The following is a 23,643-nucleotide window of genomic DNA, read 5'->3' as shown; positions in this document are numbered from 1 at the left end:
ATGAGATGCAGGTTGCCCTGATCTGCCGTGACAAGCACGGCGCCCTTGCCACCCGGATGGAAAACCGCGCGGCCCATCTGGCCTATGCCGAAAAGACCGGCGTCGTCGCCTTTGCCGGTCCCTTCCTGAACGACAAGGGCGAGATGTGCGGCTCGCTCGTGGTGCTGAACGTCGAGAACATGGACCTTGCCAAGACATGGGCGGCGGACGACCCCTATGCCAAGGCAGGCCTGTTTGAGGATGTGCAGATCCTCGAATGGAAGCGGGTGATCGGCTGATGGCCTTCTGGTTGTTCAAATCCGAACCCGACGCTTGGAGCTGGGATCAGCAGGTGGCCAAGGGCGAGGCCGGCGAGGAATGGACCGGGGTGCGCAACTATCAGGCCCGCAACAACATGCGGGCGATGAAGGTGGGCGATCGCGGGTTCTTCTACCACTCGAACATCGGCAAGGAGATCGTCGGCATCGTCGAGGTCTGCGCCGAAAGCGCCCCCGACAGCACGGCGGACGATCCCAAATGGGACTGCGTGACCATCAAGGCCGTGCAGCCCGTCCCCCGCCCCATCACGCTGGAGGAGGTCAAGCAGACCCCCGAACTGGCCGATATGGTGCTGGTGCGCAATTCGCGCATGTCCGTACAACCCGTGCGCGACGAGGAGTGGGACTTCATCTGCAAGATGGCGGGGCTTTAGGGCCCCGTCAGATCAGATATTCGCCCAAGAGCGCGTCCTGCGTGATGTCGCGGAAGGCCATCCCCTCCTCTTCCATCTTGGCGAAGAGGAGCGGGAAATTCTCCGGCGCCTTCGTTTCGATCCCCAAGAGGATGGAGCCGAAGTTGCGGGCCGATTTCTTCAGATATTCGAAGCGCGCGATGTCGTCATCGGGGCCGAGCAGCATCAGGAAATCGCGCAGCGCGCCCGGACGCTGCGGCAGACGCAGCAGCAGATACTTCTTCAGGCCGACATAACGCTGGGCGCGTTCCTTCACCTCGGGCAGACGCTCGAAGTCGAAATTCCCGCCCGAAACGACGCAGACCACCGTCTTGCCCCGGATCGCGGGGCCAAGATCGGCCAGCGCGCTGATCGGCATGGCGCCCGCCGGTTCCAAGACGACGCCCTCGACGTTCAGCATATCGACCATGGTGACGCAGATGCGGTCCTCGGGGGCCAGCAGAACCTGATCGGGGAAGGCCCAAGACAGTGCGCGGAACGGCGCGTCGCCGATGCGCGCGACCGCCGCGCCATCCACGAAGCTGTCCACGGTGTCGAGCGGCATCGGCCGACCCGCCAGCAGCGCCGCGCGCAGCGATGCGCCGCCCTGCGGTTCGACGAAGCGGAACTGAGTCTGCGGCGACTGCGCGCGCAGATATTGCGACACGCCCGCCGCAAGCCCGCCCCCACCGACCGACAGCAGCACCATATCGGGCGCGCGGCCAAGCTGCTCCAGCATCTCCACCCCGACCGAGGCTTGGCCCTCGATCACGTCCTCATCGTCGAAGGGGGCAAGGAAATGCGCGCCCTCCGTCTCGCACCACGCCTTCGCGGCGGCGAGCGTCCGGTCGAAATAATCGCCCGTCAGGACGACTTTCACCCAATCGCCGCCGAAGGTGCGCGTCTTGTCGATCTTTTGCTGCGGGGTGGTGATGGGCATGAAGATCGTGCCCTGCACCCCGAAATGCCGGCACGAATAGGCCATGCCCTGCGCATGGTTGCCGGCGCTGGCGCAGACGAAGCGCGTCTGCTCGGGATGGCTTTCGCGCACCTTGCGCATCGCATTGAAAGCGCCGCGCAGTTTGAAGCTGCGCACCGGGCTCAGATCCTCGCGCTTCAGCCAGATATCGGCGTCGAAGCGGTTCGACAGATAGTCGTTGCGTTGCAGCGGCGTCTGCGGGAACAGATCACGCAGGGCGGCGGTGGCGGCGCGGGCGGCGGCGGTGAATTCGGTCATGGTGCGGGACGATAGGCGCGCGTCCCTGCCAGCTTCAAGCGGAATCTGCGGCCTTGTCTCAAAGAACCAAAGGCATTATCGCGGGCCAACGATCATTGTCCCCGGAGCCTGCCCATGCCCGCGCCCAAGAAAGTCGTCCTTGCCTATTCTGGTGGTCTGGACACCTCTATCATCCTGAAGTGGCTGCAGACCGAATACGGCTGCGAGGTCGTGACCTTCACCGCGGATCTCGGTCAGGGCGAAGAGCTGGACCCCGCCCGCAAGAAGGCCGAGCTTCTGGGCATCAAGCCCGAGAACATCTTCATCGAAGACGTGCGCGAGGAATTCGTGCGCGATTTCGTCTTCCCGATGTTCCGCGCCAATGCGCTCTACGAAGGGCTCTATCTGCTCGGCACCTCCATCGCGCGGCCGCTCATCTCCAAGCGGCTGGTGGAGATCGCGCGCGAAACCGGCGCAGACGCCGTGGCGCATGGCGCGACCGGCAAGGGCAACGATCAGGTCCGGTTCGAACTGTCGGCCTATGCGCTGAACCCCGAGATCAAGGTGATCGCGCCGTGGCGCGAATGGGACCTGACGAGCCGGACGAAGCTGCTGGAATTCGCCGAGGCGAACCAGATCCCGATCGCCAAGGACAAGCGCGGCGAAGCCCCGTTCAGCGTGGACGCGAACCTGCTGCACACCTCATCCGAGGGCAAGGCGCTGGAGAACCCGGCCGAGGCTGCGCCCGACTACGTCTATCAGCGCACCGTCGCCCCCGAGGATGCGCCGGACACGCCCGAATTCATCGAAGTCACCTTCGAGAAGGGCGATGCGGTCGCCATCGATGGCGAAGCGATGTCCCCCGCCACGATCCTGACCAAGCTGAACGAGCTGGGCGGCAAGCACGGTATCGGCCGTCTGGACTTCGTCGAGAACCGCTTCGTCGGCATGAAATCCCGCGGCATCTACGAAACCCCCGGCGGCACCGTCCTGCTGGAGGCCCATCGCGGCATCGAGCAGATCACGCTGGATTCGGGCGCAGGCCACCTCAAAGACAGCCTGATGCCGCGCTATGCCGAGCTGATCTACAACGGCTTCTGGTTCTCGCCCGAGCGGGAGATGCTGCAAGCCCTGATCGACAAGAGCCAAGAGCATGTGACCGGCACGGTCCGCCTCAAGCTCTACAAGGGTCTTGCGACCTGCGTCGGCCGCTGGTCGGACCACTCGCTCTATTCCGAGGCGCATGTGACCTTCGAGGACGATGCCGGCGCCTATGACCAGAAGGACGCGGCGGGCTTCATCAAGCTGAACGCCCTGCGGCTGAAGCTTCTGGCCACGCGCGATGCACGGGTGAAATGACGGGGCGCCCTTCGGGGCGCCTTTTCCATACGGCCCGCCGCCCCGGCCGCGTTGCGACATCGCCCCCGGCGTCGTAGAACGCGCCCAACAGCCGGAGGACGAGCATGACCGAGCCGACGCCCATGATGGCGCAGTACCTAGAGATCAAGGCGCAGCATCCGGCGGCGCTGCTCTTCTATCGCATGGGCGACTTCTACGAGATGTTCTTCGACGACGCCGTGCTTGCGGCCGAGGCGTTGGACATCGCGCTGACCAAGCGCGGCAAGCATCTGGGCGAGGATATCGCCATGTGCGGCGTGCCCGCCCATGCCGCCGAAGGCTATCTTCTGGGGCTGATCCGCAAGGGCTTTCGCGTTGCCATCGCCGAGCAGATGGAGGATCCGGTCGAAGCGAAGAAGCGCGGCTCCAAATCCGTCGTGCGGCGCGAGGTGGTGCGGCTCGTCACGCCCGGCACCCTGACCGAAGATGCCTTGCTGGAGGCGCGGCGGCACAACTTCCTCGTCACCTATGCCCGCATCCGGGACGAGGGCGCGCTGGCATGGACCGACATCTCCACCGGGGAATTGCGGGTCATGCCCTGCCCGCTTCCCCGCCTCTTGCCGGAGATCGCGCGCCTTGCCCCGCGCGAGGTGCTGGTGAGCGAGGCGCAGATGGACGATCTCGGCCCGCTTCTGGCCGAAACGGGCGCGGCGGTGACGCCGCTGGCGAAATCCAGCTTCGACAGCACCTCGGCCGATCGGCGTTTGCGCGATCTGTGGCAGGTGGGCGCGCTGCAGGCTTTCGGAGCCTTCACCCGCTGCGAGATCGCGGCCCTTGGCGCGATGGTCGATTATCTGGACCTGACCCAGCGCGGCAAGCTGCCGCTGCTGCGCCCGCCCGTGCGCGAAGTGCCGGGCGCCACCATGCAGATCGACGCCGCGACCCGCCGCAACCTCGAGATCGCGCAGGCGCTGTCGGGCGGGCGCGAAGGCTCGCTTCTGGCGGCGATCGACCGGACGGTGACGGCGCCGGGCGCGCGGCTTCTGGAACGGCGCCTTGCCGCCCCGTCCTGCGATCTGGGGATCGTCCATGCCCGGCTGGAGGGGGTGCGCTTTCTTCTGAACACCGGCCTGCGGGACAAGCTGCGCGACATTCTCCGCCGCGTGCCGGATATGGACCGGGCGCTGCAACGCCTCGCCCTCGACCGGGCGGGCCCGCGCGACATGGCCGCCATCCGCGCCGGCCTGACGCAGGCGCAGCGTATCGTGCTGCCCGCCCCGCCGCCGCACCTGGCCGAGGCGCTGACGGCGCTGTCGGGCCATGACGCGCTGACCGGGCTCCTAGAGCGTGCCCTCGTCGCCGAACCGCCGCTGCTGGTGCGCGACGGCAATTTCATCGCCGAAGGATACGATCCCGATCTGGATGCCACGCGCCGCCTGCGCGACGAAGGGCGCGGCATCATCGCCCGGATGCAGGCCGAGTTCATTGCCGCGACGGGCGTGCAAAGCCTGAAGATCAAGCACAACAACGTCCTTGGCTATTTCATCGAGGTGACGACGACGCATGAGGCGACGCTGCGCAGCGCCGGGTTCATCCACCGCCAGACCACCGCCAATCAGGTCCGCTTCACCACGCTGGAACTGTCGGAACTGGAGACGCGCATCCTGAACGCCGCCGGCCATGCGCTGGACCTGGAGCGGCGGCATTTCGCGGCCCTGCGCGACGAGATCTTGCGCGCGGCGGCGGCCATCGGCACGGCGGCCCGCGCGCTGGCGGTGCTGGATGTGGCGGGCGCACTGGCCGATCTGGCCGCGACCGAGGATTGGACCGAACCCCGGATCGACGACAGCCGCGCGTTTCATGTGGAACAGGGCCGCCATCCGGTGGTCGAACGCGCGCTGCGCCGCAAGGGCGAGGTGTTCGTGGCGAATGACTGCGCCCTGACCGAGGATGCGACGCCCGCGATGTGGCTGCTGACCGGGCCGAACATGGCGGGCAAATCGACCTTCCTGCGGCAGAACGCCCTGATCGCCCTTTTGGCGCAGGCGGGCAGCTTCGTTCCGGCGCGGCACGCCCATCTGGGGCTGGTCAGCCAGCTCTTCAGCCGGGTCGGCGCGGCGGACGATCTGGCGCGGGGCCGCTCCACCTTCATGGTGGAGATGGTGGAGACCGCCGCCATCCTCAATCAGGCCGATGACCGCGCCTTGGTGATTCTGGACGAGATCGGGCGCGGCACCGCCACCTATGACGGCCTGTCGATCGCCTGGGCGACGCTCGAGCATCTGCACGACACGAATCGCTGCCGCGCGCTGTTTGCCACCCATTACCACGAGATGACGGCCCTCTCGGCCAAGCTGTCCGGGGTGGAGAACGCGACCGTTTCGGTGCGCGAATGGAATGGCGAGGTGATCTTCCTGCACGAGGTGCGGCGCGGCGCGGCTGACCGGTCCTATGGGGTGCAGGTGGCGCGGCTGGCGGGGCTGCCCGCCCCGGTGATCGCGCGCGCCCGCACCATCCTCGAAACGCTGGAAACGGGGGACCGGGACGGCACGCGCAAGACGGCGCTGATCGACGATCTGCCGCTGTTCCGCAGCCCGCCCCCCGCGCCGCCCGCCCCGTCGGTGGTGGAGGAGCGGCTGAAGACCGTCCATCCCGACGATCTGACGCCGATGGAGGCGCTGAAGCTGATCTACGAATTGCGCGGCCTGCTCTAGGCCGCGCCGATCGCTCAGCTGGCGGGTGTGGAGGACACGCCGACCTGCGCCGGGCGCAGAAGACGGTCGTGGATCATGAAGCCTTCGGTCATCACCTGAATGATCTGACCGGCGGTGGTGCCGGGCACGGGGGCTTCGAACATCGCCTCGTGCTGCTGGGGATCGAACACGTCCCCGACCTGCGGCGAGATGGCCTTCACGCCATGCTTGTCCATGACCTTCAAGAGTTCGCGCATGGTCAGCTCCACGCCTTCCAGAAGCGCGGAGGCCGCGGCCCGCTGTTCGTCGGTCGCATGCTCCAGCGCGCGGCGCAGGTTGTCGTGTACGGGCAGCAGATCGCGCGCAAGGCGCGTGCCGCCGTAATTCTCGGCCTCGCGCCGGTCGCGGTCGGCGCGCTTGCGGGCATTCTCGGCATCGGCCAAGGCGCGCATGAAGCGGTCGCGCATCTCGTCCCGCTCGGCCCGCAGGGCCTCCAGCTCGTCCAGTTCCGGTGCGCCGCCCTCGAGGATATCGGCGGCTTCGCTCAGATCGTCTTTATGTTCGTCCGTCATCTTTCATCCCTTCCCCCGCTGCGACACGAGGCGCCCGACCAGTTGGGCGGTGTAATCGACAATGGGCACGATGCGCCCGTAATTCAGCCGCGTCGGCCCGATGACGCCCACCGCGCCAATGATCTTACGATCGGCGTTCATATAAGGAGACACCACTAAAGAGGAACCCGAAAGTGAGAAAAGCTTGTTCTCGGAGCCGATAAAAATCCGCACGCCGTCGCCCGCTTCGGCAAGGTGCAGGTATTCGGCGATGTCGCGCTTCATCTCCAGATCCTCGAACAGGCTGCGGATGCGGTCCACATCCCGCGCATCCCCTTCCAGAAGGTTCGCCTGCCCGCGCACGATCAGCCGCTCGGACTGCTCGCCGGGGTTTTCCCACAGCGCAAGGCCCGCATCGACCAGCGCCTGCGCCAGCACGTCGATCTCTTGGCGGCGGCGGGTCATGTCCTGCACGATGGTCTGGCGCAGTTCCGAAAGCGTGCGCCCGCCCGCCAGCGCGTTGAGGAAGTTCGCCGCCTCCCGCATCGACGAGGCGGTCTGACCGGGTGGCGGCTGGAACACCCGGTTCTCCACCTGACCATCGGCAAAGACCAGCACCACCAGCGCGCGTTCGGCCCCAAGGCTCACGAACTCGATATGCCGGATCGGCGCTTCCTGCTTGGGTGCGAGCACGAGGCTCGCGCCGCGCGTGATGCCCGACAGCGTCTTGCCCACCCGGTCGAGCAGCGTCGCCACATCGCTGTCATCGCCGCTGGCGTCGATCCGCTCGCGGTCCGCCTCCGAGACCTGACCGACCTCCAGCAGGCCATCCACGAACATCCGCAGGCCAAGCTGCGTCGGAACCCGCCCCGCCGAGACATGCGGACTGTCGAGCAGGCCCAGATGCTCCAGATCCTGCATGACGTTGCGGACGGTGGCCGCGCTGATCTTTTCGTTCATGACACGCGTCAGCGTGCGCGAGCCCACGGGCTCCCCGCTGTCGAGATAGCCTTCGACCACGCGGCGAAACACTTCGCGCGACCGTTCGTTCATATCGGACAGGATCTTCTGGGCATCGGGCATGGTCTCAATTAGGGGGCGCGGGGCGCGAACGTCAATCCGGCTTGCATCGCAAGGCACCCGGACGGTATCTGGGCCCACCAGATAAAGGAGCCAACCATGCGTCCCTCCGGCCGTTCCCTGAACCAGATGCGCGATGTGGTCATCGAGACCGGCGTGACCAAGCATGCCGAAGGATCGTGCCTGATCCGCATGGGCGACACGCATGTGCTCTGCACCGCCTCCATCGAGGAGAAGCCCCCGTCGTTCCTGCGCAACACCGGCCTCGGCTGGGTGACGGCGGAATACGGAATGCTGCCGCGCGCCACGAACACCCGCAACCGCCGCGAAGCTGCGGCTGGCAAACAGTCGGGCCGCACGCAGGAAATCCAGCGCCTGATCGGCCGGGCCCTGCGTGCCGGCGTGGATCGCAGCGCCCTTGGCGAACGGCAGATCACCGTGGATTGCGACGTGCTGCAAGCCGATGGCGGAACGCGCTGCGCCTCCATCACCGGCGGCTGGGTCGCGCTGCGTCTGGCGGTGAACAAGCTGCTGAAGACCGGCACGATCGTGTCCGACCCGATCATCGACCATGTGGCGGCGGTGTCCTGCGGCATCTATGGCGGGCAGCCGGTCCTCGATCTCGATTACGCCGAGGATTCGACCGCCGGGACCGATGGCAACTTCATCCTGACCGGCTCGAGGCGCCTGATCGAGGTGCAGATGTCCGCCGAAGGGGCCACCTTCTCGCGCGGGGAGATGATCGAACTCCTGGATCTGGCCGAAGCGGGCAGCGAGGCGCTGGTCGCCGCGCAGAAGGCGGCGCTGGCATGAGGCGCTTCGAGGGGGATCGCCTCCTCTTCGCCACCGGCAATGCCGGCAAGCTGGCGGAGATGCGGGCGCTGATGGCCCCGCTCGGCATCACGGTGGAGGGGCTGCACGATCACGCCCTGCCCGAACCGGCCGAGACGGAACAGACCTTCGTCGGCAATGCCCGCATCAAGGCCCATGCGGCCGCGCGGGCGACGGGCCTGCCCGCCCTTGCCGATGACAGCGGCATCACCATCGACGCGCTGGACGGCGCGCCGGGCGTGTACACCGCCGATTGGGCCGAAACCGGCAGCGGGCGCGATTTCGCCATGGCCATGCGCCTCGTCTGGGAAAAGCTGGAGGCCGCGAGCGCCCCCTTCCCCCGCACGGCACAGTTCAACGCGACGTTGGTGCTGGCATGGCCGGACGGGCATGACGAGGTCTGCGTCGGCCGTCTGGACGGTCAGGTCGTTTGGCCGATGCGCGGCGCGCAGGGCCATGGATACGATCCGATCTTCCAACCGGACGGCTTCGACACCACCTTGGGCGAGATGACGCCCGAGCAGAAGAACACCATCTCCCACCGTGCGGATGCGTTCCGCAAACTCGTCAAAGGATGTTTCTCGTGAAACTGATTTCCTCCGGCTCGCCGTTCGAGGCGAAGATGGGCTATTCGCGCGCCGTCGTGAAGGGCGACTGGTGCTTCGTGTCGGGCACCACCGGCTATGGCGCGGACGGCGTCATGCCCGAAGGTGTGGCCGATCAGGCGCGCAACGCCTTCGCCACCATCCAGAAGGCCCTGACCGAGGGCGGCTTCGCCATGTCCGACGTGGTGCGCGTGCAGTACACCTTGTCCGACGCCGCGCTCTTCGACGATCTGCTGCCCGCGCTGGCCGAAGCCTTCGCCGAGATCCGCCCCGCCGCCACCATGGTGATCGCGGACCTGATCCGCCCGGAAATGCTGATCGAGATCGAAGTCACGGCGCTGAAGGGCTGACAGATGGAAGACTGGCGGAACGGCGGGTTCGGGCTGTACCTGCACTGGCCGTTCTGCCAGTCGAAATGCCCCTATTGCGATTTCAACAGCCATGTCGCGACGCGCATCGATCAGAAGCGTTGGCTGGCGGCCTATCTGTCGGAAATCGACCGTATCGGCGCGCAGACGCAGGGGCGCGTGCTCAACAGCGTCTTCTTCGGCGGCGGCACCCCGTCGCTGATGGAGCCGGAGGTGGTGCACGGCATCCTCGACCGTGTGCGCGCCACATGGCCCACCGCCAATGACATCGAGATTACGCTGGAGGCCAATCCCGGCTCGGTCGAGGCGGGGCGCTTCCGCGCCTATGCCGAAGGCGGGGTGAACCGCATCTCCATGGGGGTGCAGGCGCTGAACGATGCCGATCTGCGCCGCCTTGGGCGGCTGCACAGCGTGGCAGAGGCGCGGGCGGCCTTCGACATCGCCCGCAGCGTGTTCGACCGTGTCAGCTTCGATCTAATCTATGCCCGCCAGGATCAGACCCTTGCGGCATGGGAGGCCGAGCTGCGCGAGGCGCTGTCGATGGCCGTGGATCATCTGTCGATGTACCAACTGACGATCGAGGACGGCACCGCCTTTGGCGATCGTTTCGCGCGCGGCGGGCTGAAGGGCTTGCCCGCGGACGATCTGGGGGCGGACATGTACGCCCTGACACAGGATCTGTGCGATGCGCATGGGATGTCCGCCTATGAAGTGTCGAACCACGCCCGCGACGGCGCGGAAAGCCGGCACAACCGCATCTATTGGCAGGGCGGCGATTATGCGGGGATCGGCCCCGGCGCACATGGGCGGCTGACGCTGGACGGGGCCCGTTGGGCGACCGAGGCCCCGAAAGCCCCCGGTGCATGGCTGGCCGCCGCCGAATCCGGGTGTGGCGAATCCCCGCGCGAGCGGCTGTCCCCCACCGAACAGGCCGATGAGTATCTGATGATGGGCCTGCGCCTGCGCGAGGGGGTGGAGCTTGCGCGGCTGAACGCCCTGACCCAGCAACCGCTGAGCGAGCGCGGCCTGCGCGACATGCTGGATCTGGGCATGGTGGAGATAGGCGCAGGACGCCTGCGCACGACCGCTCAGGGCCGTGTGGTCCTGAATGCCGTCATCGCCGCCCTCGCGGCCTGATGCGGCCCCTGTGGGCTCTTGGCGGCGCTGTGGCGCTGGTTCTGGGGCTTCTGGGTATCCCCCTGCCCCTGTTGCCGACGGTTCCGTTCCTGCTGCTCGCAGCGTTCTGCTTTGCCCGAGGTGCGCCGCGCTGGCATGACTGGCTGCTGCAGCATCCACGGCTCGGCCCGCCCATCCATGACTGGCGCGAGCGGCGCGCGATCGGGCGCGGCACGAAATGGAAGATCACGGTGATGACCGCCGCACTGCCGATCCTGTCGGTGATGCTTGCGGTGCCGACCGGGCTGCTGGTGCTTCAGGCGGTGATCGCTGTCGCGATCTGCCTGATCATTTGGACCCGGCCCGAATAGCCGAAAGCGCGCGGCACAGGTTGTCCAGATCATCCAGCGAGCGATAGCGGATCGACAGGACACCGCTTTCCCCACCGGCAAGATGGTCAATCTGAACCTCCATCCCGAGATTCGCGGTCAGATCGGCCTCCAGTGCGCGGGTGTCGGCATCCTTGTCGCCCGGCTTTGGCGCGCGGGGCTTCTGGCTCCGCTCGGTCGTTCCCTTGACCAGACGTTCTGTCTCGCGGACCGACAGGCCCTTCTCGACGACCTGGCGGGCAAGCCCCGACGCATCCCCGCTGGTGATCAGCGCCCGTGCGTGGCCGGCCGACAGCTTCCCATCCCGCAACAATGCCTGCACATCATCCGGAAGATTGAGCAATCTCAGCAGGTTAGCAATATGGGACCGGCTTTTGGAAAGCGCTTCCGCCAGCTTATCCTGCGTATGGCCGAACCGATCCATCAACTGGCGGAAACCCATGGCTTCCTCGATGGGATTCAGGTCGGACCGCTGGATGTTCTCGATGATCGCCACTTCGAGGACTTCGGTATCGTCGAAATCTCGAACGATGACCGGCAATTCATGCAGCTGCGCCAGCTGCGAGGCGCGCCAGCGGCGTTCCCCTGCGACGATCTCGTAGCGATCCTCCCCGTCCACCGGGCGAACGATCAGGGGCTGGATCACCCCCTTCTGCCGGATGGAGGATGCGAGATCTTGCAACGCTTCCTGATTAAAGGCGCGACGCGGCTGGTTCGGGTTCGGCGCGATCTTTTCGATCGGCAGCGTCATATCGGCGCGGCGCGGCGATACCTCGGCCGGGGCCGAGACATTGATATCCGCCATCAGCGCCGAAAGCCCGCGCCCCAACCCGCGACGTTCTGCCTTACGCTCCATCATGCCTTCTCCATGACCTTGTGTCGGCTCGTCATTTCCCGCGCCAAGGCACGATAGGATTCGCTCCCCCGCGACGTGCTGTCATAGGACAGAACAGGCATGGAGAAAGACGGTGCCTCGCTGACCCGAACATTCCGCGGAATGATCGTTCCGAAGACAAGCTCCCCCAACGTCTGCCGCGCGTCGTTTTCGACGAGTTGCGACAGGTTGTTCCGTTTGTCGTACATCGTCAACACGACGCCCTCGATCCGCAAGGCCGGATTGGCGGATTGCCGCACCTGCCGCACCGTCAGCATAAGCTGGGACAGCCCTTCCAGCGCGAAGAACTCGCTTTGGAGCGGTACGAGAACCGAATCTGCAGCGATCAGCGCATTGATGGTCAGAAGGCTGAGCGACGGCGGGCAATCGATGAGGATGTAGTCGTAATCCTCGGTCGAGGTCAGCGCGTCCTTCAAGAGGAAACTGCGCCGTTCGTTGTTGATAAGCTCGATATCCGCCGAGGAGAGATCCGCATTCGCCGGGCACACCAAGAGTCCGGATACCGAACTTTGGATCGCGACATCCTTCAGCGGAACCTGATCGAGCAACAGATCATAGCTCGTCATCTTGCGATCATCGACCGATACACCAAGCCCGGTCGAGGCATTGCCCTGCGGGTCGAGGTCGATCAGAAGTACCTTATGCCCCATCTCGCTGAGCGCAGCAGCGAGGTTGATCGCGGTCGTGGTCTTCCCGACGCCACCCTTCTGGTTGGCGATCGCGATGATCCGCGTCCTCTTTTCTTCATTCGACACGGGAAAGGCCTCTGATCTTCAAAATAACGGCGTCGGAACGTGTATGGCTTGGCACATGCTGACAGTCAAATGCCCAATGAGTACGGGCATCCCGAACCTCCTGTTCCCACCCTGCCCCCTTCAGGAAGTTGCACCCCCCCCCGGGTTTCAGATGGCGATGAGCATAGCCCATAAGCTGATCGAGACCTGCCAAGGCGCGAGCGGATACGATATCGGCGTTTTGTGGCGCAAGAGTTTCGATCCGCGAGGTCTGCACAATCACATTCAAATCAAGCTGACGAGCCACCTCGCGCAGGAAAACGCATTTTCGCGCATCGGATTCTACGAGTGTGATCCGCGGCGCCTCTGGCAGATCTGCTGTAGCAATGGCGACGACAAGGCCAGGAAACCCCCCGCCACTTCCCAAGTCGGCCCAGTGTTCACCACTTGGTGCATCATCGAGAAGCTGCAATGAATCCTGGATATGTCGTTCCCAGATATCGGCTTCCGTGCCTCGCCCGATCAAGTTGATCGATTTATTCCACTTGAGGACAAGATCCCGATACGCTTCGAGGCGATCCATTGTTTCACGTGAAACATTCATTATCAGCTAACTTTAAGGTTCGACATGCGTCGGATGTTCGCCAGAATAAGCGTCAGTGCGGCAGGGGTCATACCTTCTACGTCGTTAGCTTGGCGGATATTGGACGGACGGCGGTTGATCAGCTTCGATTTCAACTCATTCGAAAGCCCAGACAGGGCCGTGTAATCGAAATCGGCGGGGATCAAAACCGCCTCGTCCCGAACTAGACTTTGCGCTTCCGACTTCTGACGGTTCGCGTATCGTGCGTACTGTGCATCGATTTTGATTTGCTGACGCAGATCGACAGGCAACTCCGCAAATGCCGGTACATCGTTGAAGACATCGACACCCGCCTCGTCCAGACCGATGGCAGAGTACCCATCGCGCTTTTGCCCATCCAAACTGACTGGAACACCCCGCTCCTGCAATTGGCTCGGGGTATAGAGTGTATTGGAGAGGGCGTCCTTACCCATGTCCATCAGCCGTTTCTTTTCCGTAAACACCTCTGCACGGTAGTTACCAACAACCCCGACCTCAATGCCGAGCGGTGTCAGACGCTGGTCTGCATTATCCGCACGCAGCGACAAACGGAATTCCGCACGGGACGTGAACATACGATACGGTTCGGTTACCCCTCGCCGCGTAAGATCATCGAGCATCACGCCGATATAGCTGTCGGTTCGGCTGAAATGTACGCTGTCCAAGCCCTGCGCTGCGCGGCCAGCATTCAGACCCGCAACCAAGCCCTGCGCCGCAGCTTCTTCATATCCTGTCGTACCGTTAATTTGCCCAGCAAAGTAAAGGCCAGAAACCGACTTCACTTCCAGCGAGGTGCTCAGACTTCGAGGATCGAAGTAATCATACTCAATGGCATATCCGGGCTGGAGGATTTCAACATTCTCCAAGCCTGCGATCGAGCGGACGTAAGCGATCTGCACCTCTGCGGGCAAAGATGTCGAGATCCCGTTCGGATAGACAGTGTGATCCTCCAAGCCCTCAGGCTCGAGGAAGATCTGATGGGAGGTTTTCTCGGCAAACCTGACGATCTTGTCTTCGATCGAGGGGCAATAACGCGGCCCTACCCCTTCGATGAACCCACCATACATCGCGGATTTATCCAGATTTTGACGGATGATCTCGTGAGTCTGTTCGTTCGTATGCGTAATGCCGCAGGCGATCTGGCGCACTTGAGGCCGATCGTTCATGAACGACAGCATAACCGGTTCATCGTCGCCCGGTTGACTTTCGAGACATTCCCAGTCGATCGTACGTCCGTCCAAACGCGGAGGAGTGCCCGTCTTGAGACGACCACGCGGTAGGTCCATCTCCGCGAGCCGGCTTGCAAGCATCTGTGACGGTTGATCCCCTACCCTGCCGCCGGACCGTTTTTCCGATCCGACATGGATTACGCCATTCAGGAATGTCCCCGCCGTAAGAACCACCGAATGACAGGACAAGCGGCCCGCGTTCTTCAGTTCGACGCCGGCGATACGCTCTGATTTCAAATGAAGATGAACCACCTCGTCTGAAATGACAGCTAGGTTTGAGTACATTCTCAAAGCCGACTGCACAGCCGCTTTGTAGAGCTTGCGATCCGCTTGTACGCGAGGGCCTTGAACAGCCGAACCTTTCCTGCGGTTCAACAGTCGATATTGAATTGCGCCTGCATCCGCGGCACGTCCCATGACGCCATCCAAGGCGTCCACTTCGCGAACAAGGTGCCCTTTCCCAAGCCCGCCAATTGCCGGGTTGCAGGACATGACGCCAATGTTGTCCGCGCTGAACGTAACCAGCGCGACATTGGACCCTACGCGCGCCGCCGCAGCAGCAGCTTCTGCACCCGCGTGGCCGCCTCCGATAACGATCACATCAAAATGTTTCACGTGAAACACTCCTATTTACCGATGCAGAAACTCTGAAAAATTTCGCCAAGGATATCTTCCACATCGATGCGACCCACGAGGATACCAAGGTCCCGGATTGCGACACGGAAGTATTCAGCGGCGAACTCACTCTCACCAGAAGATAGCGCATCCGCCGCTGATTCTAAAGCCTCCGCAGCGCTCGCGATTGCTTGGCGATGCCGCTCCCGGGTCACAGTCGCGGCATCGCTGGACATAGTAAGCAACGCAGAGGTCAGCCGATCCAGCAGATCCGTCACACCAAGGCCGGATTTTCCCGAAACACCCGTCCCGGTTAGATCCGCCTTTGCGCCGATCACGATATCCCCTGCCCGCGGTTCCAGTAGAAACGGCGTTCCGTCATCAAGGAAGATCCGCATGTCGCATGCTTTGGCCCGATCGATTCCGCGGGCAATCCCAATCCGCTCCACATGATCGTCGGTTTCACGCAAACCGGCCGTATCAAGCAACGTCACTGGCAAGCCGCCCAGATCAAGCCGCACCTCGATCACATCGCGTGTCGTGCCCGCAATCTCGGAGGTAATGGCCGCATCGCGCCCGGCTATCGCGTTGAGAAGCGTCGATTTTCCGGCATTCGGCGCGCCGAGGATGGCCACTTCAAAACCGTCGCGAATACGCTCTGCCGCCCGCGCCCCGGCCAGTTCCGTACGCAAATCCGCCAAAACCTCTGCCAAAAGCTCAGATACCTCCGGTGTCACGTCCACCGGTACATCCTCATCCGCGAAATCGATCGTCGCTTCGATCAACGCAGCGCAGCGCAGGATCTTCTCGCGCCAAACCTCGACCTTCGCCCCGATCGCGCCCGACAACACGCGCAAGGCTTGGCGCCTTTGCGCTTCGGTTTCGGCATCGATCAGATCGGCCAGCCCCTCGACCTGCGTCAGATCGAGACAGCCATTCTCCAGTGCGCGGCGCGTAAACTCGCCCGCTTCGGCCATGCGCAAGCCCGGACGTGTCGACAAAGCCGACAGCACCGCGGACACGGTCGCGACACTGCCATGCAGGTGCAGCTCCGCAACGTCCTCACCCGTGAAACTCTGCCCTTTCCCGAACAGCAGCACAAGCGCCTCGTCAAGGAACAGATCGCCGTCACGCAATTGCCGAAGCGCGGCCTGGCGCAGCGGTGGAAGCCGCACGCCAAGGGATTCGACGGCCCGATGCGCCTCGGGGCCCGAGATGCGCAGCACGGCGACCCCCGCCCTACCGCGGGCGCTGGCAAGGGCGTAGATCGTATCCATGCGGCAAGCCTCTGTATTCGTTAAGAATTCATCGAGTCGAAGAACTCGGAGTTCGATTTCGTCTGCTTCAGCTTCGAAATCAGGAACTCGATCGCGTCCGTCGTGCCCATCGGGTTCAGGATCCGACGCAGAACGTAGGTCTTCTGCAGATCGGATTTGTCGACCAGCAGATCCTCTTTCCGCGTCCCGGATTTGAGGATGTCCATCGCCGGGAAGACGCGCTTGTCAGCGACCTTGCGGTCCAGCACGATCTCGGAGTTGCCGGTGCCCTTGAACTCTTCGAAGATCACTTCGTCCATACGGCTGCCGGTATCGATCAGCGCCGTCGCAATGATGGTCAGCGATCCGCCTTCCTCGATGTTCCGCGCCGCGCCGAAGAAGCGTTTGGGCCGCTGAAGGGCGTTCGCATCGACGCCGCCCGTCAGAACCTTGCCCGAGGACGGCACGACCGTGTTGAACGCACGCCCCAGACGCGTGATGCTGTCGAGCAGGATCACCACGTCGCGCTTATGTTCCACGAGGCGCTTGGCCTTCTCGATCACCATCTCGGCCACGGCCACGTGACGGGTCGCCGGCTCGTCGAAGGTGGAGGACACCACCTCACCTTTGACCGAACGCTGCATGTCCGTCACCTCTTCGGGACGTTCGTCGATCAGCAGCACGATCAGGTAGCATTCGGGATGATTCGTCTCGATCGAATGCGCGATGTTCTGCAGCAGCACGGTCTTACCCGTCCGCGGCGGCGCTACGATCAAGGCCCGCTGCCCCTTCCCGATCGGCGAGACGAGGTCGATGATGCGGGCCGAACGATCCTTGATGGTCGGATCCTCGACTTCCATCTTCAGCCGCTCATCGGGGTAGAGCGGCGTCAGGTTGTCGAAATGCACCTTGTGGCGGGCATTCTCCGGCGTGTCGAAATTGATCTTCTCCACCCGCTTCAGGCAGAAATAACGTTCATTCTCGCTCGGGGCCTTGATCACGCCCTCGATGGAATCGCCCGTGCGCAGCGAATATTGGCGGATCATGTCGGGCGTGACGTAGATGTCGTCCGGCCCCGACAGATAATTCGCCTCGGGCGAGCGCAGGAAGCCGAAACCGTCCTGCAGCACTTCCAGAACGCCGTCGCCGCCGATTTCCCAGCCTTCTTCGGCATGCTCCTTCAGGAGCTGGAACATCATCTCGCCCTTGCGCATGGACGGCGCGTTCTCGATCTCCCACTCTTCGGCCATGGCCAGAAGGTCGGCGGGCGTCTTGGCCTTCAGGTCGGACAGGTTCAGGCGCTCGATAGTGTCGGTCGAATCGGTCATGCGGGAAACTTGCTTGGGGCGCGACGCCCCGAGGGGCACGCAGCGGTCACGTCAGAACGGAGAATGCGGTGGACCGGACGGCCCTGCTGATGGCGCAGATAAGCGTCCGGCCCGCATGAGTCAACTAGAACCGGACGATGACCGACAGCACGATCAGCACGACGAGCAGCGTCGGCACCTCGTTCATGATGCGGTAGGTCCGCCCGGAGAGACGGTTCTCCCCCCGTTCGAAATCCTTGCGCCGTGCGGACAGCCAGCCGTGGAAGCCCGTCATCGCCAGAACGCCCGCGGCCTTCGTCCACGGCCACACCTGCCCCCAATCCACGACACCGGGCGTCGCCACGAGGCACAGGCCCAAAATCCACGTCGCGATCATCGCCGGATTGATGATCGCCTTCAGTAGGCGGCGTTCCATCGTCCGGAACAGCGCCTCCGGAACGTCGTGTTCGGCGTGATAGACGAACAGGCGGGGAAGATAGAACAAGCCCGCCATCCACGCGATGACCGCGATGATGTGAAACGCCTTGATCCACGGATAGGCCCCGATCAACAGGTCGGACATGTGCGCTCCTTCTCTCTTAAAAAGGATTTATAAGAAGAAAGTAGAAGATGATGTAAGGGGGGTGGATAAGTGAATCCCTGCGCCCTTGCACAGGCTTTTCCGCCCCCCTTTCGCCTGTGGATGTTCATGTGGGACGGATCCCGGCAGATTGTACCATTTTTCCATTTTAAGCCATGCAAATAAGGAATATCTCGCAGGTCCGAAAGCTGTGGATAATTCTGTGGGAAGGGTGGTGGCGACTCAGGGCTTTTCCAGATGTCCACAGGCGGGGGTAACGGACGTCCACAGGTGGATAACCTCGGGCCGAATCTTGACTTTCTGCATGAGTCGTCCCAACCCTGACCAGCCGGGAAAATTTCCCACTTAGCCATGCGCCCGATTCGACCCCGATTCCTCCACAGATTCGCCCAAAGATGAAACGCCTTATTCTCGCCACATCTTCGGAAGCCCGTCGCCAGATGATGGCAAAATCAGGGCTGGATGCCGAAGCGATTCCCGCCCGGATCGACGAGGCCGCGATCCGCGCCTCGCTGGAGCATGAGCAGGCCAAGCCACGCGACATCGCCGACACGCTGGCCGAGATGAAAGCGCGCAAAATCGCCGAGCGTCATCCGGAATCACTGGTGATCGGGAGTGACCAGGTCCTTGTCATGGACGGGCAGGTTCTGGGCAAGCCCGAAGATTCCGCCGCCGCCCGCGATCAGCTCTGCCGCCTTCGGGGGCGCGCGCACGATCTCGTCTCGGCCGTGGTGGTCTATGAGGATGCCCGGCCCGTCTGGCGTCATGTCGCCACCGCCCGGATGGTGATGCGCCCGTTTTCGGATGCGTGGCTGGACGGATATCTGGCCCGGAACGGCGCCGGCCTTCTAGATACGGTCGGCGGCTACAAGCTGGAGGAGGAGGGCGTGCGTCTCTTCACCGAGATTCGCGGCGATTGGTTCACCATCATGGGCCTGCCGCTGCTGCCGCTGCTGAATTGGATGACGAATCGGGGATTTTTGGATGGCTGAATCCATTCCGCTCGCAGGGGTCATCGGGCACCCCATCGCGCACAGCCTTTCGCCGCGGCTTCACGGCTATTGGCTGTCGCGCTATGGCCTGCGGGGCCATTACATCCCGATGGATGTCGGGGGGCTGGATCTGGAAGAGGTCATCCGCACCCTGCCCAAGGCCGGTTTCGTCGGGGTGAACGTCACGATCCCGCATAAGGAGGCGATTCTCGGCATTGCCGATGTCGTCACCGACCGTGCGGCCCTGATCGGGGCGGCCAACACCGTGACCTTCCTGCCCGATGGCCGGATCTATGCCGACAACACCGACGGCACCGGTTTTCTGGCGAACCTGCGCCATGGCGCGCCGGACTGGGATGCCAAGGCTGGCCCCGCCGCGCTGATCGGAGCCGGAGGTGCGGCCCGCGCGGTGATCGCCGCGCTGATCGAGGCCGGCGTTCCCGAGATCCGCATCGCCAACCGTACCCGCGCCCGGGCCGAAGGGCTGCGTGCCGATTTCGGCCCCCGCGTGATCGTCCATGACTGGATACAGGCCGCCAACATGCTGGAGGATGCGATGACGGTGGTGAACACCTCCTCGCTTGGCATGACCGGAAAATCGGCCTTCCGTGTGCCGCTCGATGCGCTGTCGCCGAAGGCCACGGTGACGGATATCGTCTATACCCCGCTGGAAACCGCGCTTCTGGCCGAGGCGCGGCAGATGGGCTGCACCACGGTGGACGGCCTTGGAATGCTGCTGCATCAGGCCGCGCCCGGCTTTGAGCGGTGGTTCGGCCATGCCCCCGAGGTCGATGCCGCGACGCGGGATTTCGTTCTCGGATGATCCGCCTTGGGCTCACCGGCTCCATCGGTATGGGGAAATCCACCACGGCGGCGATGTTCGCGGCGGCGGGCGTGCCGGTCTGGGATGCGGATGCCGCCGTTCACCGCCTGTATGCGCCCGGCGGGGCTGCGGTGGGGCCGCTGCGCGCGGCATTCCCCGATGCGGTGACGGATGGGGTGGACCGCGCCGCCCTGAAGGCTGCCATCGCCGCCGATCCCACGGCACTGACGCGGCTGGAAGGGATCGTGCATCCGCTGGTCGCCGCCGACCGTGCCGCCTTTCGCCCCAAGGCCGATCTGGCGGTTTTCGATGTGCCGCTGCTGTATGAAACGGGGGCCGATGCGGGCATGGATGCGGTCCTGCTCGTCACTGCGCCCCCGGCGCTCCAGCGCGCCCGTGTCCTTGCCCGTCCCGGCATGACCGAGGCGATGTTCGCAACGCTTCTGTCCCGCCAGCTCCCGGATGCCGACAAGCGCGCCCGCGCCGATCACATCATCGAAACGTTGGAGCGGGAGGCGACCCGCTTGCAGGTCGAGGCCCTGATCCGCTATCTGACATCCCATGCGTGAGATCGTCCTCGATACCGAAACCACCGGCCTAGACCCGTTCACGGGCGACCGCATCGTGGAAATCGGCGGCGTGGAGCTGCTGAACCACATGCCCACGGGCCGCACCTATCATCAGTACATCAACCCCGAACGGGATGTCCCGACCGAGGCCTTCGACGTGCACGGCCTGTCGGAGGAGTTTCTGCGCGACAAGCCGGTCTTTGCCCGGATCGGGCAGGACTTCCTCGATTTCGTGGGGGATGCGAAGCTGGTCATCCACAATGCCAGCTTCGATATGAAGTTCCTGAACCATGAATTGTCGCGCATGGGTCTGCCGCAGCTTCCCAATGCGCAGGCGATCGACACGTTGGCCATCGCGCGGCGGCGGTTTCCGGGCTCTCCGGCGTCGCTCGATGCGCTGTGCCGCCGGTTCGGGATCGACAACTCGGCCCGTACCAAGCACGGCGCGCTTCTGGACAGCGAAATCCTCGCCGAGGTGTATCTGGAATTGATCGGCGGGCGTCAGCCCGACCTTGTCCTGACGACCGGCCCCGCCCGGCGGGATGGCGCCGTCAGCGATTGGCGTCCGCAGCCGCGCCCGGCCCCCCTTGCGCCCCGGATCACCGAGGCGGAGGCCGCCGCCCATGCTGCGTTCATCGCAAAGCTGGGCGACGGAGCCATCTGGCTGAAACGCGGTTAGGACACCGCGTCCGTCGAGGGCGCGTTCTGCTGCGCGGCCGCGCGGCGCTGCAACTCGGCCCGGTAGAGGGCGAGGAAATCGACATTGTCCACGTTCAGGGGCGGGAAGCCGCCATCGCGCGTCACATCCGAGATGATGCGGCGGATGAACGGGAACAGAAGGCGCGGGCATTCGATCAGGAGGAACGGGTGAAGCTGCTCCTCGTTCACGCCCTCGATCTGGAACAACCCGCCGTAATCGAGTTCCAGCAGGAACAGCGTTTCGCCGCCGGTCTTGTTCTTGGACGTCACCTTGAACTTCGTGATGACCTCGTAATGGTTCGGCGCCTGCCGCTTGCGGGCATCAAGGCTGACCTGCACCTGAATGTCGGGCTGCACATCGGCGCCGCCGATTCCCTTCTGTGCCACCATGTTCTCGAAGGAGAGGTCGCGCACATACTGCGCCAGCGCCTGCATCTTCACCTGCGGCTGGGCGGGTTGCGCGTTGCCGTTCGTCTCGGTCATGGAAAACTCCCTGTTGTCCGCGCGCACCTTAACCGGTCCTTCAGTGCCGGGTCCACGCCGAAGGCGGCCGATGCGTGGCCTTTTCCGCATCGAGGTCGATGAACTCGCCGTCGATCGTCGCATCGCGCGGCGGCTGCGGACGCACCACGCGCACCTTTGCGGCGATCCGCCGCATCACCAGCCCGCGCACCGGCGGCAGCATCAGCAAAAGGCCCAGCGTGTCGGTCAGAAAGCCCGGCAGGATCAACATGATCCCGGCCGCGACCAGCATGGCCTTATGCGCCAAGGGCGACAGGGGATCGGCGTTGCGCTGGAAATCCCGCATGGAGGATGGCCCCCCCTGCGCACGGATCAGCGCCATCCCGCCCGCCGCCGTTCCGAGGATGATCAGAAGGGTGGCACCAAGGCCGATCGCGGCACCGATGGTCACGAACAGGCTGATCTCGATCAGGGGCAGGCCGATCAACAGGGCAAAAGGCCACATGCAAGGCTCCTTTCGGCTGGGTCGCGGCTGTGGACTCGGCCGCGCGCCGTCCCTACATAGGATATGCGGGGTCGATCCCAAACCCCTGACCGAGGTAAACTATGAGCTCTTCGACCGTGATCCAGCTTCTTGTCCTTGCGGCCATCGCAGTCTTCCTGATCCTGAAGCTGCGGTCCGTCCTTGGCACGCGCACGGGATATGAAAAGCCGCCCGTGCAGCCGGGAACGGCACAGACCCCGGCCACCAACCGCTTCGAGGTGATCGAAGGCGGGCCGGATCATGACATCGCCGAACATGTGCCCGAGGGCTCCGACAGCGCCGCCGCGCTGGCATCCATGAAGCGGGTGGAGCCGTCCTTCTCGGTGGCCGAATTCCTGTCGGGCGCCCGCGGCGCCTATGAGATGATCCTGCAGGCCTTCGACCGCGGCGATCTGGACAGCGTGCGCGATTTCATCGCGCCCGAAGTGTTCGACGCCTTTTCCGAGGCGCTGGCCGCCCGCACGGCGCAGGGCCTGACCGTCACGTCGAACATCATCGGCATCCGCGAGCTTGCGGTGAACGAAGCGACCTTCTCCGCCACCAGCCAGATCGCCGAGATCACCGTGCGCTTCCTTGCGGAAAAGACGGTCGTCGTGCGCAACACCGAAGGCGAGATCGTGGAGGGCAGCGAGACCGAGCTGATCCGTCAGCGCGATCTGTGGACCTTCCAGCGGGCCATGGGCGCGCAGGATCCGAACTGGCGCCTCGTCGCGACGGACGAGTGATCCAGGCCTCCGTCATATCGGCCGCCGGGGCAGTCCCGGCGGTTTTGCCATGGCGGAGGGGCTGATGCGCCGCCGCCGTACCCTGCGCCCCGACGAAGAAGAGCTGTGGCAGGCCGTCGCCCGGACCGCCCAGCCGCTGCATGCCCGCCCCGCGCCGGCCCCGGTTCCCCCCGAACCGGCCGCGCCCGCCTCCTCGCCGCCGCGCGCCGAGCCCAAGCCTCTGCCGCCGTTGCGGCTGGGCACGCAGACCTCCACGCGTCCGCATGATCTGGCCCCGACCCTGCGCGAACAGATCGCCGCCCATCCCCTGAAGATGGACGCCAAGCAATTCGCCCGCATGTCGCGCGGCCGCATCGCCCCGCAGGCCCGGATCGACCTTCACGGCATGACCTTGGCCGAGGCGCATCCCGAACTGATGCATTTCATCCTCGATGCCCATCGGCAGGGGATGCGTCTGGTGTTGGTCATCACCGGCAAGGGCAAGGTGCGCGACGAAGGCGGCCCCATCCCGACGCGCACGGGCGTCCTGCGCCATCAGGTGCCCCAATGGCTGCGCCTGCCGCCGCTGGGCCCGCTGGTGCAGCAGGTGGCCGAAGCGCATCTGAAGCATGGCGGCATGGGCGCCTATTACGTCTATCTGCGCCGAGGTTGAGGAGGGCGCCGCAGCGCCCTCC

General features: G+C 64.3%; 27 protein-coding genes. 15 read left to right on the top strand and 12 right to left on the bottom strand.

The features are described 5' to 3' along the window. The first annotated feature begins 5 nt into the window (after positions 1–5). Positions 6–278, top strand: coding sequence for a YciI family protein (locus tag GR316_RS09390; protein WP_211783671.1), 273 nt, complete (start codon positions 6–8; stop codon positions 276–278). Next, positions 278–691, top strand: a complete 414-nt coding sequence (locus GR316_RS09385; protein ID WP_211783670.1) for an EVE domain-containing protein — start codon at positions 278–280, stop codon at positions 689–691. The genes GR316_RS09390 and GR316_RS09385 overlap by 1 nt, the downstream gene beginning before the upstream one ends. A gap of 7 nt (positions 692–698) precedes the next feature. On the opposite strand, the gene ilvA is transcribed toward GR316_RS09385, so the two are convergent. Then, the gene (ilvA, locus tag GR316_RS09380) at positions 699–1,946 is read right to left on the bottom strand and encodes a threonine ammonia-lyase IlvA (protein WP_211783669.1); all 1,248 of its coding nucleotides are present in this window, start codon (positions 1,944–1,946) and stop codon (positions 699–701) included. A 114-nt stretch (positions 1,947–2,060) separates the two neighbouring features. Between ilvA and GR316_RS09375 the strand changes: the two genes are divergently transcribed. Then, entirely contained in the window at positions 2,061–3,284 is a 1,224-nt protein-coding gene (locus tag GR316_RS09375; RefSeq protein ID WP_211783668.1) for an argininosuccinate synthase, read from the top strand. 104 nt (positions 3,285–3,388) lie between these two features. Further along, a complete protein-coding gene (gene mutS, locus GR316_RS09370; RefSeq protein WP_211783667.1) occupies positions 3,389–5,977 on the top strand; it encodes a DNA mismatch repair protein MutS in 2,589 nt (862 codons plus the stop codon). A gap of 14 nt (positions 5,978–5,991) precedes the next feature. Here mutS and GR316_RS09365 read toward each other — a convergent pair whose 3' ends face one another. Both GR316_RS09365 and hrcA read right to left on the bottom strand, forming a co-directional pair. Beyond that, positions 5,992–6,528 carry a nucleotide exchange factor GrpE gene (locus GR316_RS09365; protein WP_211783666.1) on the bottom strand — a complete coding sequence of 179 codons (537 nt, stop codon included), beginning with the start codon at positions 6,526–6,528 and terminating at the stop codon, positions 5,992–5,994. A gap of 3 nt (positions 6,529–6,531) precedes the next feature. Further along, the gene (gene hrcA, locus GR316_RS09360; protein WP_211783665.1) at positions 6,532–7,590 is read right to left on the bottom strand and encodes a heat-inducible transcriptional repressor HrcA; all 1,059 of its coding nucleotides are present in this window, start codon (positions 7,588–7,590) and stop codon (positions 6,532–6,534) included. A 96-nt stretch (positions 7,591–7,686) separates the two neighbouring features. Here hrcA and rph point away from each other — a divergent pair, with 96 nt between their 5' ends. Genes rph through GR316_RS09335 form a run of 5 tightly spaced genes read left to right on the top strand, consistent with a single transcriptional unit; the run spans position 7,687 to position 10,878 of the window. Beyond that, positions 7,687–8,400, top strand: coding sequence for a ribonuclease PH (rph, locus tag GR316_RS09355; RefSeq protein ID WP_211783664.1), 714 nt, complete (start codon positions 7,687–7,689; stop codon positions 8,398–8,400). Beyond that, entirely contained in the window at positions 8,397–9,005 is a 609-nt protein-coding gene (gene rdgB, locus GR316_RS09350; protein ID WP_211783663.1) for an RdgB/HAM1 family non-canonical purine NTP pyrophosphatase, read from the top strand. Before rph ends, rdgB begins: the two co-directional genes overlap by 4 nt. Then, positions 9,002–9,373 (top strand): RidA family protein, encoded by a 372-nt coding sequence (locus GR316_RS09345; protein WP_211783662.1) that lies wholly within the window; start codon positions 9,002–9,004, stop codon positions 9,371–9,373. Before rdgB ends, GR316_RS09345 begins: the two co-directional genes overlap by 4 nt. Positions 9,374–9,376: 3 nt before the next feature. Then, positions 9,377–10,528, top strand: a complete 1,152-nt coding sequence (hemW, locus tag GR316_RS09340) for a radical SAM family heme chaperone HemW (protein WP_211783661.1) — start codon at positions 9,377–9,379, stop codon at positions 10,526–10,528. Further along, positions 10,528–10,878 carry a YbaN family protein gene (locus GR316_RS09335; protein WP_211783660.1) on the top strand — a complete coding sequence of 117 codons (351 nt, stop codon included), beginning with the start codon at positions 10,528–10,530 and terminating at the stop codon, positions 10,876–10,878. The genes hemW and GR316_RS09335 overlap by 1 nt, the downstream gene beginning before the upstream one ends. Here the strand turns inward: GR316_RS09335 and GR316_RS09330 are convergent. The 7 genes from GR316_RS09330 to hemJ form a co-directional block, all read right to left on the bottom strand. After that, positions 10,856–11,755 carry a ParB/RepB/Spo0J family partition protein gene (locus GR316_RS09330; RefSeq protein WP_390625159.1) on the bottom strand — a complete coding sequence of 300 codons (900 nt, stop codon included), beginning with the start codon at positions 11,753–11,755 and terminating at the stop codon, positions 10,856–10,858. The two genes, GR316_RS09335 and GR316_RS09330, sit on opposite strands and share 23 nt — an antisense overlap. Then, the gene (locus GR316_RS09325) at positions 11,752–12,546 is read right to left on the bottom strand and encodes a ParA family protein (RefSeq protein WP_211783659.1); all 795 of its coding nucleotides are present in this window, start codon (positions 12,544–12,546) and stop codon (positions 11,752–11,754) included. Before GR316_RS09325 ends, GR316_RS09330 begins: the two co-directional genes overlap by 4 nt. Further along, on the bottom strand, positions 12,536–13,108 hold the full coding sequence (gene rsmG, locus GR316_RS09320; protein WP_249218756.1) for a 16S rRNA (guanine(527)-N(7))-methyltransferase RsmG: 573 nt from the start codon (positions 13,106–13,108) through the stop codon (positions 12,536–12,538). The genes GR316_RS09325 and rsmG overlap by 11 nt, the downstream gene beginning before the upstream one ends. Before the next feature lie 23 nt (positions 13,109–13,131). After that, positions 13,132–14,991, bottom strand: a complete 1,860-nt coding sequence (gene mnmG / locus GR316_RS09315; protein ID WP_211783657.1) for a tRNA uridine-5-carboxymethylaminomethyl(34) synthesis enzyme MnmG — start codon at positions 14,989–14,991, stop codon at positions 13,132–13,134. A gap of 11 nt (positions 14,992–15,002) precedes the next feature. Beyond that, the gene (gene mnmE, locus GR316_RS09310; protein ID WP_211783656.1) at positions 15,003–16,268 is read right to left on the bottom strand and encodes a tRNA uridine-5-carboxymethylaminomethyl(34) synthesis GTPase MnmE; all 1,266 of its coding nucleotides are present in this window, start codon (positions 16,266–16,268) and stop codon (positions 15,003–15,005) included. Positions 16,269–16,288: 20 nt separating this feature from the next. Beyond that, a complete protein-coding gene (gene rho / locus GR316_RS09305) occupies positions 16,289–17,575 on the bottom strand; it encodes a transcription termination factor Rho (protein WP_211783655.1) in 1,287 nt (428 codons plus the stop codon). 124 nt (positions 17,576–17,699) lie between these two features. Continuing rightward, positions 17,700–18,137, bottom strand: coding sequence for a protoporphyrinogen oxidase HemJ (gene hemJ / locus GR316_RS09300; protein ID WP_211783654.1), 438 nt, complete (start codon positions 18,135–18,137; stop codon positions 17,700–17,702). Positions 18,138–18,595: 458 nt separating this feature from the next. Between hemJ and GR316_RS09295 the strand changes: the two genes are divergently transcribed. Genes GR316_RS09295 through dnaQ form a run of 4 tightly spaced genes read left to right on the top strand, consistent with a single transcriptional unit; the run spans position 18,596 to position 21,218 of the window. Continuing rightward, positions 18,596–19,147, top strand: coding sequence for a Maf family protein (locus tag GR316_RS09295; RefSeq protein ID WP_249218755.1), 552 nt, complete (start codon positions 18,596–18,598; stop codon positions 19,145–19,147). Next, positions 19,140–19,970, top strand: coding sequence for a shikimate dehydrogenase (locus tag GR316_RS09290; protein ID WP_211783652.1), 831 nt, complete (start codon positions 19,140–19,142; stop codon positions 19,968–19,970). The genes GR316_RS09295 and GR316_RS09290 overlap by 8 nt, the downstream gene beginning before the upstream one ends. Then, on the top strand, positions 19,967–20,539 hold the full coding sequence (coaE, locus tag GR316_RS09285; RefSeq protein ID WP_211783651.1) for a dephospho-CoA kinase: 573 nt from the start codon (positions 19,967–19,969) through the stop codon (positions 20,537–20,539). The genes GR316_RS09290 and coaE overlap by 4 nt, the downstream gene beginning before the upstream one ends. Then, the gene (gene dnaQ / locus GR316_RS09280; protein WP_211783650.1) at positions 20,532–21,218 is read left to right on the top strand and encodes a DNA polymerase III subunit epsilon; all 687 of its coding nucleotides are present in this window, start codon (positions 20,532–20,534) and stop codon (positions 21,216–21,218) included. The genes coaE and dnaQ overlap by 8 nt, the downstream gene beginning before the upstream one ends. Here dnaQ and secB read toward each other — a convergent pair. Together secB and GR316_RS09270 are read right to left on the bottom strand one after the other, a co-directional pair. Beyond that, positions 21,215–21,721, bottom strand: coding sequence for a protein-export chaperone SecB (gene secB, locus GR316_RS09275; protein WP_211783649.1), 507 nt, complete (start codon positions 21,719–21,721; stop codon positions 21,215–21,217). The genes dnaQ and secB overlap by 4 nt on opposite strands. A gap of 40 nt (positions 21,722–21,761) precedes the next feature. Continuing rightward, complete coding sequence (locus GR316_RS09270; RefSeq protein ID WP_211783648.1) at positions 21,762–22,205, bottom strand: FxsA family protein; 444 nt, start codon at positions 22,203–22,205, stop codon at positions 21,762–21,764. A gap of 101 nt (positions 22,206–22,306) precedes the next feature. Here GR316_RS09270 and GR316_RS09265 point away from each other — a divergent pair, with 101 nt between their 5' ends. Both GR316_RS09265 and GR316_RS09260 read left to right on the top strand, forming a co-directional pair. Then, positions 22,307–22,969 (top strand): Tim44/TimA family putative adaptor protein, encoded by a 663-nt coding sequence (locus GR316_RS09265; RefSeq protein WP_211783647.1) that lies wholly within the window; start codon positions 22,307–22,309, stop codon positions 22,967–22,969. 64 nt (positions 22,970–23,033) lie between these two features. Further along, the gene (locus GR316_RS09260; protein WP_211783646.1) at positions 23,034–23,621 is read left to right on the top strand and encodes a Smr/MutS family protein; all 588 of its coding nucleotides are present in this window, start codon (positions 23,034–23,036) and stop codon (positions 23,619–23,621) included. Positions 23,622–23,643: the final 22 nt, after the last annotated feature.

It is taken from the genome of Falsirhodobacter algicola, assembly GCF_018279165.1.
Classification (GTDB): Bacteria; Pseudomonadota; Alphaproteobacteria; order Rhodobacterales; family Rhodobacteraceae; genus Falsirhodobacter; species Falsirhodobacter algicola.
Note: the sequence above shows the minus strand (reverse complement) of the source record. Positions and strands in the feature narration are given on the sequence as shown.

Excerpts from the sequence above, each read along its gene's own strand:
- GR316_RS09390 (WP_211783671.1), top strand. The coding sequence starts at position 6 with ATGCAGGTTGCCCTGATCTGCCGTGACAAGCACGGCGCCCTTGCCACC.
- GR316_RS09385 (WP_211783670.1), top strand. The coding sequence starts at position 278 with ATGGCCTTCTGGTTGTTCAAATCCGAACCCGACGCTTGGAGCTGGGAT.
- ilvA (WP_211783669.1), bottom strand. The coding sequence starts at position 1,946 with ATGACCGAATTCACCGCCGCCGCCCGCGCCGCCACCGCCGCCCTGCGT.
- GR316_RS09375 (WP_211783668.1), top strand. The coding sequence starts at position 2,061 with ATGCCCGCGCCCAAGAAAGTCGTCCTTGCCTATTCTGGTGGTCTGGAC.
- mutS (WP_211783667.1), top strand. The coding sequence starts at position 3,389 with ATGACCGAGCCGACGCCCATGATGGCGCAGTACCTAGAGATCAAGGCG.
- GR316_RS09365 (WP_211783666.1), bottom strand. The coding sequence starts at position 6,528 with ATGACGGACGAACATAAAGACGATCTGAGCGAAGCCGCCGATATCCTC.
- hrcA (WP_211783665.1), bottom strand. The coding sequence starts at position 7,590 with ATGCCCGATGCCCAGAAGATCCTGTCCGATATGAACGAACGGTCGCGC.
- rph (WP_211783664.1), top strand. The coding sequence starts at position 7,687 with ATGCGTCCCTCCGGCCGTTCCCTGAACCAGATGCGCGATGTGGTCATC.
- rdgB (WP_211783663.1), top strand. The coding sequence starts at position 8,397 with ATGAGGCGCTTCGAGGGGGATCGCCTCCTCTTCGCCACCGGCAATGCC.
- hemW (WP_211783661.1), top strand. The coding sequence starts at position 9,377 with ATGGAAGACTGGCGGAACGGCGGGTTCGGGCTGTACCTGCACTGGCCG.
- GR316_RS09335 (WP_211783660.1), top strand. The coding sequence starts at position 10,528 with ATGCGGCCCCTGTGGGCTCTTGGCGGCGCTGTGGCGCTGGTTCTGGGG.
- GR316_RS09330 (WP_390625159.1), bottom strand. The coding sequence starts at position 11,755 with ATGATGGAGCGTAAGGCAGAACGTCGCGGGTTGGGGCGCGGGCTTTCG.
- rsmG (WP_249218756.1), bottom strand. The coding sequence starts at position 13,108 with ATGGATCGCCTCGAAGCGTATCGGGATCTTGTCCTCAAGTGGAATAAA.
- mnmE (WP_211783656.1), bottom strand. The coding sequence starts at position 16,268 with ATGGATACGATCTACGCCCTTGCCAGCGCCCGCGGTAGGGCGGGGGTC.
- rho (WP_211783655.1), bottom strand. The coding sequence starts at position 17,575 with ATGACCGATTCGACCGACACTATCGAGCGCCTGAACCTGTCCGACCTG.
- hemJ (WP_211783654.1), bottom strand. The coding sequence starts at position 18,137 with ATGTCCGACCTGTTGATCGGGGCCTATCCGTGGATCAAGGCGTTTCAC.
- GR316_RS09295 (WP_249218755.1), top strand. The coding sequence starts at position 18,596 with ATGATGGCAAAATCAGGGCTGGATGCCGAAGCGATTCCCGCCCGGATC.
- GR316_RS09290 (WP_211783652.1), top strand. The coding sequence starts at position 19,140 with ATGGCTGAATCCATTCCGCTCGCAGGGGTCATCGGGCACCCCATCGCG.
- coaE (WP_211783651.1), top strand. The coding sequence starts at position 19,967 with ATGATCCGCCTTGGGCTCACCGGCTCCATCGGTATGGGGAAATCCACC.
- dnaQ (WP_211783650.1), top strand. The coding sequence starts at position 20,532 with ATGCGTGAGATCGTCCTCGATACCGAAACCACCGGCCTAGACCCGTTC.
- secB (WP_211783649.1), bottom strand. The coding sequence starts at position 21,721 with ATGACCGAGACGAACGGCAACGCGCAACCCGCCCAGCCGCAGGTGAAG.
- GR316_RS09270 (WP_211783648.1), bottom strand. The coding sequence starts at position 22,205 with ATGTGGCCTTTTGCCCTGTTGATCGGCCTGCCCCTGATCGAGATCAGC.
- GR316_RS09265 (WP_211783647.1), top strand. The coding sequence starts at position 22,307 with ATGAGCTCTTCGACCGTGATCCAGCTTCTTGTCCTTGCGGCCATCGCA.
- GR316_RS09260 (WP_211783646.1), top strand. The coding sequence starts at position 23,034 with ATGCGCCGCCGCCGTACCCTGCGCCCCGACGAAGAAGAGCTGTGGCAG.